We start from the raw sequence: 14,950 nt of genomic DNA, 5'->3' as shown, positions 1-14,950 counted from the left end.
AGCGCCCGGCAACGGATTGTCGCCGGGCTGAAGGTTAGCTGCGCAGACCGCGCCCGCGCTGGATCAGATACCAGCACAACATGTAGAAGGCGATGATAAACACCACCAGCACCGCAACGGTGGTAAACAGCGGCACATCGGTAATGCCGAGGAAGCCAAAGCGGAAACCGCTAATCATGTACACGATCGGGTTCAGGTGCGACAGCGCCTGCCAGAACGGCGGCAGCAGCGTCAGGGAGTAGAACACCCCGCCCAGATAGGTCAGCGGCGTCAGCACGAAAGTCGGGATCAGGCTGATGTCATCAAACGTCCTGGCGAACACGGCGTTAAGCAGGCCAGCCAGCGAGAACAGGATCGCCGTCAGCAGCAGAGTCAGCGCGACAAACAGCCATGAATGCACCTGGAACGGGACAAAGAACAGCGAAATCGCCGTGACCAGGATCCCCACGCACAGACCACGCGCCACGCCACCGCCCACGTAACCAGCAATAATCACATGCGTGGGTACTGGTGCCACCAGCAGTTCTTCAATGTTGCGCTGGAACTTGGCGCTAAAGAATGATGACGCCACGTTGGCATAAGCGTTGGTGATCACCGCCATCATGATCAGGCCCGGAACGATAAACTGCATATAGGTGAAGCCGTGCATTTCACCAATTCGCGAACCAATCAGGTTGCCGAAAATGATGAAGTACAGCGTCATAGTGATCACCGGCGGCACCAGGGTTTGCACCCAGATGCGCATAAAACGGTTAATCTCTTTTGCCCAGATGCTTTTCAGCGCGACCCAGTAAAGATGCGTCATGCCTTGTCTCCTTGTTTCTCATGAACCAGAGAGACAAACAGCTCTTCCAGTCGGTTGGCTTTGTTACGCATACTTAATACCTGCACGCCCTGCGCACTCAACTGGGAGAACACGCTGTTGATCCCCTGCTCGCGTAGCACTTCCACTTCCAGCGTCGAGGTATCGACCAGACGATATTGATACCCTTCCAGTTTTGGCAGCGGACTTTTCGGCGCCAGGTCGAGGATAAAGGTTTCTGATTTCAGCTTAGAAAGCAGATCTTTCATCGAGGTGTTTTCCACCAGCTCCCCGTTCTGGATGATACCGATATTGCGACAGAGCATTTCGGCTTCTTCGAGGTAGTGGGTCGTCAGAATAATGGTGGTGCCTTTATCGTTAAGATCTTTCAGGAACCCCCACATTGAGCGACGAAGTTCGATGTCCACACCAGCGGTTGGTTCATCGAGGATCAACAGTTTTGGTTCATGCATCAGCGCGCGCGCAATCATCAAACGACGCTTCATCCCGCCGGATAACATCCGCGCACGTTCGTTACGTTTTTCCCACAGATCGAGCTGTTTGAGGTACTTTTCGCTGCGCTCAAGCGCGTCTTTGCGCTCAACGCCGTAGTAACCCGCCTGGTTCACTACGATCTGTTGTACGGTTTCGAAAGGGTTAAAGTTGAACTCCTGCGGCACCAGCCCGAGCTGGCGCTTGGCGTTAACGACATCTTTTTGCAGGTCGTAACCAAACACGCTCACCCTGCCGGATGACTTGTTCACCAGAGAACTGATAATCCCGATGGTAGTGGATTTCCCTGCGCCATTCGGCCCCAGAAGCGCATAGAAATCACCCGCCTCTACTTTGAGATCTATTCCGCGCAGCGCCTGAACGCCGCCCGGATAGGTTTTTTTAAGCTGTTCAAGCTCCAGTGCAATCGCCATGAATTAGACTTACCTATAGTTCTGACACACGTTGTGTGGTTTCATTAAAAGTCGGGTTACCCTATAGTAGCGCAACGCAATTACTTGGTTACAGGCCGTTATCGTCCATGAATGACATAGATACACTCATCAGCAACAATGCACTATGGTCAAAGATGCTGGTTGAAGAAGACCCGGGATTTTTCGGGAAACTGGCACAAGCGCAAAACCCGCGCTTTCTATGGATTGGATGTTCCGATAGCCGCGTTCCGGCAGAGCGTCTGACCGGCCTCGAGCCGGGCGAATTATTCGTTCACCGTAACGTGGCCAACCTGGTCATTCACACGGATCTTAACTGTCTCTCAGTTGTTCAGTATGCCGTTGATGTACTGGAAGTCGAGCACATCATCATTTGCGGCCACTACGGCTGCGGCGGCGTCCAGGCGGCGGTAGAAAATCCGGAGCTGGGCTTAATCGACAACTGGCTGCTGCACATCCGCGATATCTGGTTCAAACATAGCTCACTGCTCGGCGAAATGCCGCCAGAACGCCGTCTTGACACCCTGTGCGAGCTGAACGTGATGGAACAGGTTTATAACCTGGGCCACTCCACGATTATGCAATCTGCCTGGAAACGTGGGCAGAAGGTATCCATTCACGGCTGGGCGTACGGTATTCATGACGGGTTACTGCGTAACCTGGAAGTGACCGCCACCAACCGCGAAACGCTGGAACAGCGCTATCGGTCCGGCATTGCCAACCTCAAACTCAAGCACGTAAACCATAAATAAAAAAAGCCCCGCAGGGCTTTTCTCCCTCTCCCTGTGGGAGAGGGTCGGGGTGAGGGCATCAGCCCGCATCCAACGAGTATTACTCGTCCAGCAGCACCACTTTGCCGACATACGGCAGATGGCGATAACGCTGGGCGTAGTCGATACCGTAACCCACCACAAATTCGTCAGGGATAGAGAAACCTACAAACTCAACCGGCACCTGCACTTCACGACGGGTAGGTTTATCCAGCAGGGTACAGATCGCCAGGGATTTTGGTTCACGCAGGCTCAGGATCTCGCGCACTTTAGAGAGCGTGTTGCCGGAGTCGATGATGTCTTCAACGATCAACACATCTTTGCCACGAATATCTTCATCCAGGTCTTTAAGGATTTTCACATCACGGGTTGTGGACATGCCGCTGCCGTAGCTGGAGGCGGTCATAAAATCGACCTCATGTGACACCTGAACTTCACGGCACAGGTCTGCCATGAACATAAAAGAGCCACGCAACAAACCAACCAGCACCATTTCGCTGCCGCTGTCTTTGTAATGTTCGGTGATTTGACGACCCAATTCGGCGATACGCGCTTTGATCTCCGCTTCCGGGATCATCACTTCAACAGTATGTTTCATATTACTAACCATATGATTTTAATAAAAATCGCTCAATGCGGATGAATCTGCGTCCGGCATCGATTCACAAGCCAGCCATTATAACAGCAAATGGATAGCCCTGGCGTATGAGTTATAAAAAGCAAATTTTGTGATTCCGATCACACTTGTTAATACCTATAATTAATTGCTAGCAAATAATTAACAAAACTGACGAGTACTTTTCTATGGCTGAAACAAAAACTCAACAGTCGCGTCTACTGGTGACATTAACAGCGGCGTTCGCAGCTTTCTGCGCGCTGTATTTGTTGATCGGTGGCGTCTGGCTGGTCGCCCTTGGCGGCTCCTGGTACTATCCAATTGCGGGTCTGGTTATGGTTGGCGTAACCATCCTGCTGTTGCGTAGAAAACAATCCGCACTGTGGCTGTATGCCGCACTCCTTCTTGCCACTATGATCTGGGGCGTCTGGGAAGTCGGTTTTGACTTCTGGGCACTGACGCCGCGCAGCGACATCCTCGTGTTCTTTGGTATCTGGCTGATCCTGCCGTTTGTCTGGCGTCGCCTGATTGTCCCTTCCAGTGGCGCAGTCGCCGCACTGGTGATTACCCTGCTTATCAGCGGTGGTATCCTCACCTGGGCTGGCTTCAACGACCCACAGGAGATTAAAGGCACGCTGAACACGGAATCCACGCCTGCCGCAGCTATCTCTCAGGTTGCCGATAGCGACTGGCCTGCCTATGGTCGTAATCAGGAAGGTCAGCGTTACTCTCCACTGAAGCAGATTAACGCCGACAACGTGAAGGATCTGAAAGAAGCCTGGGTCTTCCGTACCGGCGATGTGAAGATGCCTAACGATCCGGGTGAACTGACCAACGAAGTGACGCCAATTAAAGTTGGCAACATGCTTTATCTGTGTACCGCGCACCAGCGTCTGTTCGCGCTTGATGCGGCCACCGGTAAAGAGAAATGGCACTTCGATCCACAGCTCAACTCCAACCCGTCATTCCAGCATGTGACCTGCCGTGGTGTTTCTTACCACGAAGCACGTGCCGATAATGCCAGCCCGGAAGTCATTGCCGACTGCCCGCGCCGCATTATGCTACCGGTGAACGATGGTCGACTGTTTGCGGTTAACGCCGAAACGGGCAAGCTGTGCGAAACCTTTGCCAACAAAGGTGTCCTGAATCTGCAAACCAACATGCCGGATACCACACCGGGTCTGTATGAACCGACCTCGCCACCGATCATCACCGATAAAACTATCGTGATTGCCGGTTCGGTAACGGATAACTTCTCTACCCGCGAAACCTCTGGCGTTATCCGTGGTTTTGACGTGAACACCGGTAAACTGCTGTGGGCCTTCGATCCGGGCGCGAAAGATCCAAACGCGATCCCGTCGGATGAACACACCTTTACCTTTAACTCACCAAACTCCTGGGCACCGGCCGCGTATGACGCGAAGCTGGACCTGGTCTACCTGCCAATGGGTGTGACCACGCCGGATATCTGGGGCGGTAACCGCACGCCGGAGCAAGAGCGTTACGCGAGTGCTATCGTGGCGCTGAACGCGACCACCGGTAAACTGGCATGGAGCTATCAGACCGTTCACCACGATCTGTGGGATATGGATATGCCTTCCCAGCCGACGCTTGCTGACATTACCGTTAACGGCAAAACCGTTCCGGTGATTTACGCACCAGCGAAAACCGGTAACATCTTCGTGCTGGATCGCAGCAACGGTAAGCTGGTCGTTCCTGCGCCGGAAAAACCGGTTCCGCAGGGGGCAGCAAAAGGGGATTACGTCAGCAAAACGCAACCGTTCTCTGACCTGAGCTTCCGTCCGAAGAAAGACCTGAGCGGCGCAGACATGTGGGGTGCCACCATGTTTGACCAGCTGGTCTGTCGCGTGATGTTCCATCAGCTGCGCTACGAAGGTATCTTCACACCACCTTCTGAGCAGGGCACACTGGTCTTCCCGGGTAACCTGGGGATGTTCGAGTGGGGCGGGATCTCCGTTGACCCGAACCGCCAGGTGGCGATTGCCAACCCAATGGCGCTGCCGTTTGTCTCTAAACTGATCCCACGCGGCCCGGGTAACCCAATCGAACCGCCGAAAGACGCGAAAGGTACCGGGACCGAATCCGGTATTCAGCCGCAGTATGGCGTGCCGTTTGGCGTAACCCTGAACCCGTTCCTGTCACCGTTTGGCCTGCCGTGTAAACAGCCTGCCTGGGGTTACATCTCCGGTCTGGATCTGAAAACCAACCAGATCGTGTGGAAAAAACGTATTGGTACACCTCAGGACAGTATGCCGTTCCCGATGCCTGTTCCTGTGCCGTTCAATATGGGGATGCCAATGCTGGGTGGCCCAATCTCTACCGCCGGTAACGTGCTGTTCATCGCGGCAACCGCAGATAACTACCTGCGCGCGTACAACATGACCAACGGTGAGAAACTGTGGCAAGGCCGTCTGCCAGCAGGCGGACAGGCAACACCGATGACCTATGAAGTGAATGGCAAGCAGTACGTTGTTATCTCTGCGGGTGGTCATGGTTCGTTTGGCACGAAGATGGGCGACTATATTGTCGCGTATGCGTTGCCGGATGACGCAAAATAAAAGCAAAACGGCAACGAAAGTTGCCGTTTTTAGTGTTTGTTCCCTCTCCCTGTGGGAGAGGGCCAGGGTGAGGGCATCAGGCCGCACCTTTATTGCCGGGTGAGGCGCAGCCGCCACCCGGCTTTTCTTATACGGTAAACCCGAGCATCATCCCCGTATCTTCATGCTCCAGCAGATGGCAGTGCGCCATATAGGCGAACTCCTTCGGCGCGTCGTGCGCGAACTTCACCAGCACTTCGCTCACTCCACCTTCAACCCGCACCGTGTCTTTCCAGCCGGAACGATGCGCCTCTGGCGCTTTACCATTCTCTGAGAGAATACGGAACTGCGTGCCGTGAATATGGAACGGATGCAGCATCATGTCGCCCTCACCCGAAATCACCCAACGCTCAAACTGCCCTTTTGTGGCGGCAAACATCGGCGTATTCATATCGAACGCTTTGCCGTTGATCATGTTGGCGTTATGGAAGTCAAAACCCTGGCCCCCATGGTTCATTTTCCCCATTCCACCCATGCTACCGTGATCCATGTTCATATGGCCCATCATCTGCCCGTGATGCATCCCGGCCATCGCCTGATTGCCATATTTCGTCATCAGGGCCTGCATCCCCATCATGTCGAGCATTGGATCCATCGAGAGCTGAAGCTTGCGCTGAGTTAGCCCCTCAAGCGCAGGCAACGCAGGCACCTTCGCCAGGGTATCCGGCAGGATGCCCGATGCTGTGACCTGAAGCGGCTGAATGCGCAGCACCGGATGCGGCTTATCAAATGGCGCAACGGCCATGCCCATCTGGCTTACCGGCAGGGTCACCAGGTCAAACGCCTTGCCGTCGCTGATATCCACCAGCACTTCAAAACGTTCGCCCATCAGCATCGGTAATTCGTTAACCTTAACCGGCTCAGGCAACAGACCGCCATCACTCGCCACCACATACAGCGGGCGTTTATCGCTGGCAGCAAAATTCAGCGAACGCGCGTTACAGCCATTAAGCAGGCGTAAACGCAGCCAGCCCTTCGGCGCAGCGTGCTGCGGGTAAATCGCACCGTTGGTCAGTAGCGTATCGCCAAACCAACCTACCGCCGCGCTCATCACGTCCAGTTGGTAATCAATTTGTCCGTCTGAGGTGAACTTTTTGTCCTGCACAATCACCGGCACATCGTCGATGCCCCACTGTTTTGGCAGGCGCAGCAGGCGACTTTCGTCATCTTCAATGAGCACCAGCCCCGCCAGGCCCATCGCAACCTGCCGTCCGGTTTTGCCGTGCTGATGCGGGTGGAACCAGCAGGTCGCCGCAGGCTGGTCCGGGGTAAAGGTGACGCTGCGCTTACCGCCGGCTTTAATCACCCCCTGTGGCCCGCCATCCACTTCACCCGGGACTTCCAGACCGTGCCAGTGCAATGTTGTCTCTTCCGCCAGCGAATTGTGAATGTCTACAGTGACCGCTTTTCCTCTGCGTAACTGAATCGCGGGGCCGAGCAGATTGCCGTTATACCCCCAGGTTGTCGCCGTATGCTCACCAAAGGTGGTTTTACCTGGCTGAACGACAAGCTGGATGCGGCTGCGGGCATCCGCGGTGAGCAGGTCAGGGATGGGTAAGGCGGGCCTGTCGGCGGCAAAAACTGCACGGCTCCACAGCGGTAATGCGCTGGCAACCCCCAGTGCGACGGAATACTTTAAAAAATCACGACGTTGCATGTTCATTTCCTTATATCCAGCAGGCGATATTTTGAGCATAAACCCTCCCCTTACCGGAAGGTCAAGCAAAGCGGCAATAATAAAGATCGTCGCCCTGGCATCAAGTATGCTAACGTTAATTTTCCGTGACGCAGTGGTAGAAGCAATGAAGACGTTTTTCAGGACAATTTTGTTCGGCAGCCTGATGGCTATGTGTGCGAACAGTTATGCGCTGAGTGAAAATGAAGCAGAAGATATGGCCGATTTAACGGCGGTTTTTGTATTCCTGAAAAATGATTGCGGTTACCAGAATTTACCCAACGGGCAGATTCGTCGCGCACTGGTCTTTTTTGCCCAGCAGAACCAGTGGGATCTCAGCAACTACGACAGCTTTGACATGAAGGCGCTCGGTGAAGACAGCTACCGCGATTTAAGCGGCATTGGCATTCCCACTGCAAAGAAATGCAAAGCGCTGGCTCGCGACTCCCTTAGCCTGCTCGCCTACGTAAAATAACCTCCCCGACGCCCCTTGTTGACCCTATAGCCGTGCAAGCACGGTTATAGTTAGCTATCATGTTTTGCTCATTTTTCGTGGGAAAACGGATGTTAACAAAGGAGGCGTCTGCTTATGGCCGACAACGCGTTGTGGCATGAAACACTGCATGATCAGTTTGGTCAGTACTTTGCCGTTGATAACGTGCTTTATCATGAGAAAACCGATCATCAGGATCTGATCATTTTCGAAAACGCTGCTTTTGGCCGCGTGATGGCGCTGGACGGCGTGGTGCAAACCACCGAGCGTGACGAGTTTATCTATCACGAGATGATGACCCACGTACCGCTGCTGGCACACGGACAGGCAAAACACGTTCTGATTATCGGCGGGGGTGATGGCGCCATGCTGCGTGAAGTCTCCCGCCATAAATCTGTCGAATCCATCACCATGGTGGAAATCGACGCAGGCGTTGTCTCTTTCTGCCGCCAGTATCTGCCCAATCATAATGCCGGCAGCTATGACGATCCGCGCTTTAGTCTGGTGATTGACGATGGGGTCAACTTTGTTAACCAGACCACACAAACCTTTGATGTGATCATCTCTGACTGCACCGACCCAATCGGCCCGGGCGCATCGCTGTTTACCTCATCCTTTTACGAAGGCTGCAAACGTTGCCTTAAGCCCGGCGGGATCTTCGTGGCGCAGAATGGCGTCTGCTTCCTGCAACAGGATGAAGCCATCGACAGCCACCGCAAGTTAAGCACCTATTTTGGCGATGTCAGTTTCTATCAGGCCGCGATTCCGACTTACTACGGCGGGATTATGACCTTCGCCTGGGCAACGGATAACGAAGTGCTGCGCCATCTCTCCACCGAAATCATTCAGGCCCGTTTCCACCAGGCCGGTCTTCAGTGCCGATATTACAATCCGGCAGTCCATACCGCCGCGTTTGCCTTACCGCAGTATCTGCAAGACGCGTTGTCCTCTCAGGGGGTGAACTAATTGAAAAAGCTTAAACTGCATGGCTTTAACAACCTGACAAAAAGCCTGAGTTTTTGTATTTACGATATCTGCTATGCCAAAACAGCAGAAGAGCGCGATGGGTATATTGCCTATATCGATGAACTCTACAACGCCAACCGGCTGACGGAGATCCTGTCAGAAACCTGCTCTATCATTGGTGCGAATATCCTGAATATTGCCCGCCAGGATTACGACCCTCAGGGTGCGAGCGTGACTATCCTGGTCAGCGAAGAGCCGGTCGACCCGCAGCTTATCGACAAAACCGAACACCCTGGCCCGCTGCCAGAAGTGGTGGTGGCTCACCTCGATAAAAGCCACATCTGCGTGCACACCTACCCGGAAAGCCATCCTGAAGGCGGGCTGTGTACCTTCCGCGCCGATATCGAAGTGTCGACCTGCGGTGTGATTTCACCGCTGAATGCGCTGAACTACTTAATCCACCAGCTGGAATCCGATATCGTGACCATTGACTATCGCGTACGTGGTTTTACCCGTGATATCAATGGGATGAAGCACTTTATCGACCACGAGATCAATTCCATTCAGAACTTTATGTCCGAGGACATGAAAGCGCTGTATGACATGGTGGACGTGAATGTGTACCAGGAAAATATCTTCCATACCAAGATGTTGCTTAAGGAGTTTGACCTTAAGCACTACATGTTCCACACCAAACCGGAAGACCTGAGCGACGAAGAGCGTAAGGCCATCACCGACCTTATCTGGAAAGAGATGCGCGAAATCTACTATGGCCGTAACATTCCGGCCATGTAAGAGACGCAAGGAGCAAGGACGCTCCGGTGTGCTATTTCTGTTTCATGAACTCGCGGTACGCCGCCACCACCTTCAGGAAGTCTTCAACGCCGCACAGCGACAGACTCTCTTCATCGTAGTAGCTCATCCCCTCTTCCATCTCGTCACCCGAGAATTCAAGCTGGTTGGCACGGACCATAACCTCTTCACCGTCCATCCACAGCGTGTATTCATGCCCGGCGCGTTGCCAGGAGCGCTCACTGCCTTTCACCGTATTTGCCGCCTGTTCAACTTCATCAAGAAGCGCGAGATTCTCTTTCACCTCTTCGTTAAACCAGTGTCCTACGGCTTCGTGGCCCATCGACATACGCACTTTCACCACTCCGGTGATGTCGCGCAGAAATTCGTAATCCATAGTGTTTTCCTCTGCAAAGCCATTAAGGTAATTATCGCAGCAGCGAGGAAGAAAAAAAGCGTGAGAGGTGGGAGGAATGAAAATAAAAAGGTGAGAGCAAGACCCTGCGGCCTGATGCCCTCACCCCGTCCCTCTCCCGTGGGAGAGGGTGCAAACACTAAAAACCGTCTCGTAGAGACGGTTTTGCTGTTTATACTGCCGTCTGGAAGATAACGCCGTCAGCTTTCTCGGTGTACTGAGACAGCTGGTCGAAGTTCAGATAGCGATAGGTATCCACCGCAGTCTTATCAACCTGAGCAATATAAGTCTGGTACTCTTCCGGGGTTGGCAGTTTGCCAATCAGCGCGGCAACCGCCGCCAGCTCCGCAGAGGCCAGATAAACGTTAGCGCCAGTCCCCAGGCGGTTCGGGAAGTTACGGGTAGAGGTAGAGACTACCGTCGCACCGTCTGCTACACGCGCCTGGTTACCCATACACAGGGAACAGCCAGGGATTTCGATACGCGCACCGCTCTTACCGAACACGCTGTAGTAACCTTCTTCAGTCAGCTGAGCGGCATCCATACGGGTTGGCGGAGCCACCCACAGACGGGTTGGCAGCTGGCCTTTATGGGTATCCAGCAGCTTACCGGCAGCACGGAAGTGACCGATGTTGGTCATACAAGAACCGATGAACACTTCGTCGATCTTATCGCCCTGAACGTCAGAGAGCAGACGAGCATCGTCCGGATCGTTTGGTGCACACAGGATTGGCTCTTTGATATCCGCCAGATCGATGTCGATCACTGCCGCATATTCTGCATCAGCATCGGCTTCCAGCAGCTGCGGATCCGCCAGCCATTTCTCCATACCCTGAACACGACGTTCCAGCGTACGACGATCGCCGTAACCTTCTGAGATCATCCACTTCAGCAATACGATGTTAGAGGTCAGGTACTCTTCGATTGGCGCCTGATTCAGCTTGATAGTACAGCCAGCAGCGGAACGCTCAGCAGAAGCATCGGTCAGTTCGAACGCCTGTTCTACTTTCAGGTCCGGCAGACCTTCAATTTCCAGGATGCGACCAGAGAAGATGTTTTTCTTACCTTTCTTCTCAACGGTCAGCAGGCCTTGTTTGATAGCATACAGCGGGATGGCGTGAACCAGGTCGCGCAGGGTGATACCCGGCTGCATTTTGCCTTTGAAGCGCACCAGAACGGATTCCGGCATATCCAGCGGCATCACGCCGGTCGCAGCAGCAAACGCCACCAGACCAGAGCCCGCCGGGAAGGAGATACCAATCGGGAAACGGGTATGAGAATCACCACCGGTACCCACGGTATCTGGCAGCAGCATACGGTTCAGCCAGGAGTGAATAACGCCATCACCCGGACGCAGGGACACACCGCCGCGGTTCATGATGAAGTCTGGCAGCGTGTGGTGTGTGGTTACGTCAACCGGCTTCGGATAGGCCGCAGTGTGACAGAAGGACTGCATCACCAGGTCAGAAGAGAAGCCCAGGCACGCCAGGTCTTTCAGTTCGTCACGGGTCATTGGGCCAGTGGTATCCTGAGAGCCTACGGAAGTCATCTTCGGCTCGCAGTACGCACCCGGGCGAATACCGGTTACGCCGCACGCGCGGCCAACCATCTTCTGTGCCAGAGAGAAACCACGGTTGCTTTCCGCCACGTCTTTCGCCTGACGGAATACTTCGGAGTGCGGCAGACCCAGCGCTTCACGCGCTTTGGTGGTCAGGCCACGGCCAATGATCAGCGGAATACGGCCACCAGCGCGGACTTCGTCGACCAGAACATCGGTTTTCAGCTCAAAGCTTGCCAGCAGCTCGTTGGTTTCGTGGTTACGCACTTCACCTTTGAACGGATAAACGTCAATCACGTCACCCATGTTCAGGTTGTTCACGTCCACTTCAATTGGCAGTGCGCCAGCATCTTCCATGGTGTTGAAGAAGATAGGGGCAATTTTGCCGCCCAGGCACAGGCCGCCACCACGTTTGTTCGGCACATGAGGGATATCATCGCCCATGAACCACAGCACGGAGTTGGTTGCAGATTTACGGGAAGAACCGGTACCCACAACGTCGCCCACGTAGGCCAGCGGGAAACCTTTCTTCTGGAGTGCTTCGATCTGCTTGATTGGGCCAACCACGCCAGGCTGATCCGGCTCGATACCTTCACGGGCGTTTTTCAGCATCGCCAGCGCGTGCAGAGGGATGTCAGGGCGGGACCACGCATCCGGAGCTGGAGAGAGGTCATCGGTGTTGGTTTCACCGGTCACTTTAAACACAGTGACGGTAATTTTTTCAGCCAGTGCAGGACGGTTCAGGAACCATTCGGCATCAGCCCAGGACTGCATAACCTGCTTCGCGTATTCGTTGCCCGCTTTGGCTTTTTCTTCCACATCGTAGAAGTTATCGAACATCAGCAGCGTTGAAGAGAGCGCTTTGGCGGCAATTGGAGCCAGCTTTTCGTTATCCAGCGCGTCAATCAGCGGATGAATGTTGTAGCCACCCTGCATGGTACCGAGCAGTTCAATGGCTTTTTCAGGAGTCACCAGTGGGGAGGTTGCTTCGCCTTTGGCAATGGCTGCAAGGAAACCGGCTTTTACGTAGGCAGCTTCATCTACGCCAGGCGGTACGCGGTTGATCAACAGATCTAACAGGAATTCTTCTTCGCCCTTAGGCGGATTCTTCAGCAGCTCGACGAGCGCGGCCATTTGGGTTGCATCTAAAGGTTTGGGTACAATTCCCTCGGCGGCACGTTCTGCTACGTGCTTACGGTATTCTTCTAGCACGACGGTTCTCCTCGCTCTCATTGTCATATTGCGGCATACACAGTGTGTATGTGGGCGAATCTCTTCACGCTCCTGTGAGACAGCAGTTTGTAGGGTAAATGCCCGATACCGCGTCGGGCAGCATAGCAGGATTTCTGCACAGTGTTAATCCGTTTACAAAAAAGCAACATTAAAAAATTTGCTGAATCGTTAAGGATGGTATAGCGGGGAGGTGATTCGAATTTTGGGCACAAAAAAACCGCCTTAAAGCAGTTAATTTGTTACCTCACGGTGGTAGCACACCGGTCTGGCAGATTTACCGCAAGCCATTCTGCATATCCCAGCGGCTTTTCAACCTTAAGATATAATTGTGTAATAAATGCTCACACTCTTTATCCGGACACTCCGGGTGGTTTCCCAAGAAAAGTCAAAACTGTAAGACACGGGTGAATAATACTCGCGGCAACAGAAACGCCTCACGGCACAGCGTTTGTCTCGTTGGAGTCATTTTATGAAGTTGCCCTTTAAGCCACATCTGCTTGTCCTTTTATGCAGTGCCGGGCTGTTTGCCGCGTCTGGCGTGATGTTCGTCAAAAGCCGTGCAACGGAAACCCCCGTCACCCCGGCCCCCGTCACTCAACAACCGGTCACACCCGCTCCTGCTGCCACACCAGAGCCAGCCGTGCAAACTGCACCTGTCGCACCGCCAACCTACAGTGCCGCGCAAATCGATCAGTGGGTAGCGCCTATTGCGCTTTATCCTGATGCCCTGTTGTCGCAAATATTGATGGCATCAACCTACCCTGCGAATGTTATCCAGGCTGCGCAATGGTCAAAGGACAACCCCAAAATGCAGGGTGATGCTGCCATCCAGGCCGTGGCAAGCCAACCCTGGGACCCCAGCGTGAAATCGTTGGTGGCGTTTCCTCAACTCATGTCGCTGATGGGTGAAAATCCGCCGTGGGTGCAAAGCCTGGGCGATGCCTTCCTCGCGCAACCGAAAGACGTGATGGACTCCGTACAGCGTCTGCGTTTGCTGGCTCAGCAAACCGGTGCATTAAAATCGACACCACAGCAGACGGTTACCACCGAGACAAAACCTGCCCCGGCGAAAACCGTCACCAGCGAGTCGACAACCACGACCACTACCACCACAAGCCCCACGGTGATCAAGATTGAATCCGCCGATCCGCAGGTGGTTTATGTTCCTACCTATAACCCGAATACGGTTTACGGGACCTGGCCAAACACCGCCTATCCGCCAACCTATCTCCCGCCAACCACCGGCGAGCAGTTCGGCAACAGTTTCGTGAACGGCTTAGGTTTCAGCCTGGGCGTGGCAACCACCTATGCCATCTTCAGCAGCATCGACTGGGACGATGACGATTGGGATCATCATCATGATGATGACTGGGATCACCATGGCGGCTACAACCGTAACGGTGATAACAACATCAATATTAACGTGGATAACTTCAATAAAATCAGCGGCCAGCGTCTGACGGATGCTAACCGTACCTGGCAGCATAACCCGGCTTATCGTGAAGGGGTGCCATACCCAAATAGTCAGCTGAATAACCGTTTCCACGCCACCAACACGGCAACGGGGCTGAGCGCGACCCAGCAAAAACCGGTTAATCGTGATAACCAGCGTCAGGCAGCAATGGCGCAGATGGAAAAATCGACCGGGAAAACCTTCCCGCAAACGGCACGCACCGGCACAAAAGATGCCCAGCGTCAGGCGTCGAATCAGCAGCTGAAGCAGATTTCGCAGCGTAATAACTATCGGGGCTACGACACCAACAAAACGCAAACCGCGAAAAAGGCCAACACTCAGCAGCGAGAAAATCGTAAAGCGACGACGCAAAGACAGGAACAGCGGGTATCGCAAACGGCACAGCAGCGTAATGTGCAACAACGTAATGCTCAGCAGCGCACAAGCCAGCCGCGCGCCAATGCCCTGAGCGGTAATGATAGCCGCTCCGCGAACTGGCAAGCTCAGCAGCAGCGTGGTGCCCAGAGCCGTCAGGTTGCCTCGCGTAATCAGCCGCAGCGACAAGCCTCTGGCGCACGGTTTGAACACCGTGAAATCCGTCATCGTTAAGGGAGC

At 54.0% G+C, this 14,950-nt stretch carries 12 protein-coding genes; 6 read left to right on the top strand and 6 right to left on the bottom strand.

Translation table 11 applies throughout. From position 1 onward, the window contains the following. Window positions 1–34: 34 nt before the first annotated feature. On the bottom strand, window positions 35–805 hold the full coding sequence (locus tag F3J30_RS16270; RefSeq protein ID WP_166717899.1) for an ABC transporter permease: 771 nt from the start codon (window positions 803–805) through the stop codon (window positions 35–37). Next, on the bottom strand, window positions 802–1,728 hold the full coding sequence (locus F3J30_RS16265) for an ABC transporter ATP-binding protein (RefSeq protein WP_166717898.1): 927 nt from the start codon (window positions 1,726–1,728) through the stop codon (window positions 802–804). Before F3J30_RS16265 ends, F3J30_RS16270 begins: the two co-directional genes overlap by 4 nt. Before the next feature lie 107 nt (window positions 1,729–1,835). On the opposite strand from F3J30_RS16265, the gene can reads away from it, so the two are divergent. Then, window positions 1,836–2,498, top strand: coding sequence for a carbonate dehydratase (gene can / locus F3J30_RS16260; RefSeq protein ID WP_014068936.1), 663 nt, complete (start codon window positions 1,836–1,838; stop codon window positions 2,496–2,498). Window positions 2,499–2,577: 79 nt separating this feature from the next. Here can and hpt read toward each other — a convergent pair whose 3' ends face one another. Further along, a complete protein-coding gene (gene hpt, locus F3J30_RS16255; RefSeq protein ID WP_014068935.1) occupies window positions 2,578–3,114 on the bottom strand; it encodes a hypoxanthine phosphoribosyltransferase in 537 nt (178 codons plus the stop codon). 206 nt (window positions 3,115–3,320) lie between these two features. Between hpt and F3J30_RS16250 the strand changes: the two genes are divergently transcribed. Continuing rightward, window positions 3,321–5,711: a glucose/quinate/shikimate family membrane-bound PQQ-dependent dehydrogenase gene (locus tag F3J30_RS16250; protein ID WP_166717897.1), complete on the top strand. Its 2,391-nt coding sequence runs from the start codon at window positions 3,321–3,323 to the stop codon at window positions 5,709–5,711. Between the two features lie 127 nt (window positions 5,712–5,838). On the opposite strand, the gene cueO is transcribed toward F3J30_RS16250, so the two are convergent. Then, window positions 5,839–7,407: a multicopper oxidase CueO gene (cueO, locus tag F3J30_RS16245; protein WP_166717896.1), complete on the bottom strand. Its 1,569-nt coding sequence runs from the start codon at window positions 7,405–7,407 to the stop codon at window positions 5,839–5,841. Between the two features lie 145 nt (window positions 7,408–7,552). Here cueO and F3J30_RS16240 point away from each other — a divergent pair, with 145 nt between their 5' ends. The 3 genes from F3J30_RS16240 (at window position 7,553) to speD (ending at window position 9,679) form a co-directional block, all read left to right on the top strand. Next, the gene (locus F3J30_RS16240; RefSeq protein WP_014882582.1) at window positions 7,553–7,900 is read left to right on the top strand and encodes a YacC family pilotin-like protein; all 348 of its coding nucleotides are present in this window, start codon (window positions 7,553–7,555) and stop codon (window positions 7,898–7,900) included. A 114-nt stretch (window positions 7,901–8,014) separates the two neighbouring features. Continuing rightward, on the top strand, window positions 8,015–8,884 hold the full coding sequence (gene speE, locus F3J30_RS16235; RefSeq protein ID WP_014068931.1) for a polyamine aminopropyltransferase: 870 nt from the start codon (window positions 8,015–8,017) through the stop codon (window positions 8,882–8,884). Beyond that, window positions 8,885–9,679, top strand: a complete 795-nt coding sequence (gene speD / locus F3J30_RS16230) for an adenosylmethionine decarboxylase (RefSeq protein WP_014068930.1) — start codon at window positions 8,885–8,887, stop codon at window positions 9,677–9,679. It begins immediately after the preceding gene. A 31-nt stretch (window positions 9,680–9,710) separates the two neighbouring features. On the opposite strand, the gene yacL is transcribed toward speD, so the two are convergent. Further along, a complete protein-coding gene (yacL, locus tag F3J30_RS16225) occupies window positions 9,711–10,073 on the bottom strand; it encodes a protein YacL (RefSeq protein ID WP_014068929.1) in 363 nt (120 codons plus the stop codon). A gap of 190 nt (window positions 10,074–10,263) precedes the next feature. Continuing rightward, window positions 10,264–12,861, bottom strand: a complete 2,598-nt coding sequence (acnB, locus tag F3J30_RS16220) for a bifunctional aconitate hydratase 2/2-methylisocitrate dehydratase (protein WP_166717895.1) — start codon at window positions 12,859–12,861, stop codon at window positions 10,264–10,266. Between the two features lie 490 nt (window positions 12,862–13,351). Here acnB and F3J30_RS16215 point away from each other — a divergent pair, with 490 nt between their 5' ends. Continuing rightward, entirely contained in the window at window positions 13,352–14,944 is a 1,593-nt protein-coding gene (locus tag F3J30_RS16215; protein ID WP_166717894.1) for a DUF3300 domain-containing protein, read from the top strand. The last annotated feature ends 6 nt before the right edge of the window (window positions 14,945–14,950 follow it).

The sequence above is a fragment of the Enterobacter sp. Tr-810 genome (genome assembly GCF_011752765.1).
Lineage (GTDB): Bacteria > Pseudomonadota > Gammaproteobacteria > Enterobacterales > Enterobacteriaceae > Enterobacter > Enterobacter soli.
This window is presented reverse-complemented; position numbering and strand designations above follow the sequence as displayed.

Bases quoted from the DNA above. Each gene is read 5' to 3' on its own strand.
- F3J30_RS16250 (WP_166717897.1), top strand. From the start codon at position 3,321: ATGGCTGAAACAAAAACTCAACAGTCGCGTCTACTGGTGACATTAACA.
- F3J30_RS16265 (WP_166717898.1), bottom strand. From the start codon at position 1,728: ATGGCGATTGCACTGGAGCTTGAACAGCTTAAAAAAACCTATCCGGGC.
- can (WP_014068936.1), top strand. From the start codon at position 1,836: ATGAATGACATAGATACACTCATCAGCAACAATGCACTATGGTCAAAG.
- F3J30_RS16240 (WP_014882582.1), top strand. From the start codon at position 7,553: ATGAAGACGTTTTTCAGGACAATTTTGTTCGGCAGCCTGATGGCTATG.
- cueO (WP_166717896.1), bottom strand. From the start codon at position 7,407: ATGCAACGTCGTGATTTTTTAAAGTATTCCGTCGCACTGGGGGTTGCC.
- F3J30_RS16215 (WP_166717894.1), top strand. From the start codon at position 13,352: ATGAAGTTGCCCTTTAAGCCACATCTGCTTGTCCTTTTATGCAGTGCC.
- speE (WP_014068931.1), top strand. From the start codon at position 8,015: ATGGCCGACAACGCGTTGTGGCATGAAACACTGCATGATCAGTTTGGT.
- hpt (WP_014068935.1), bottom strand. From the start codon at position 3,114: ATGAAACATACTGTTGAAGTGATGATCCCGGAAGCGGAGATCAAAGCG.
- F3J30_RS16270 (WP_166717899.1), bottom strand. From the start codon at position 805: ATGACGCATCTTTACTGGGTCGCGCTGAAAAGCATCTGGGCAAAAGAG.
- yacL (WP_014068929.1), bottom strand. From the start codon at position 10,073: ATGGATTACGAATTTCTGCGCGACATCACCGGAGTGGTGAAAGTGCGT.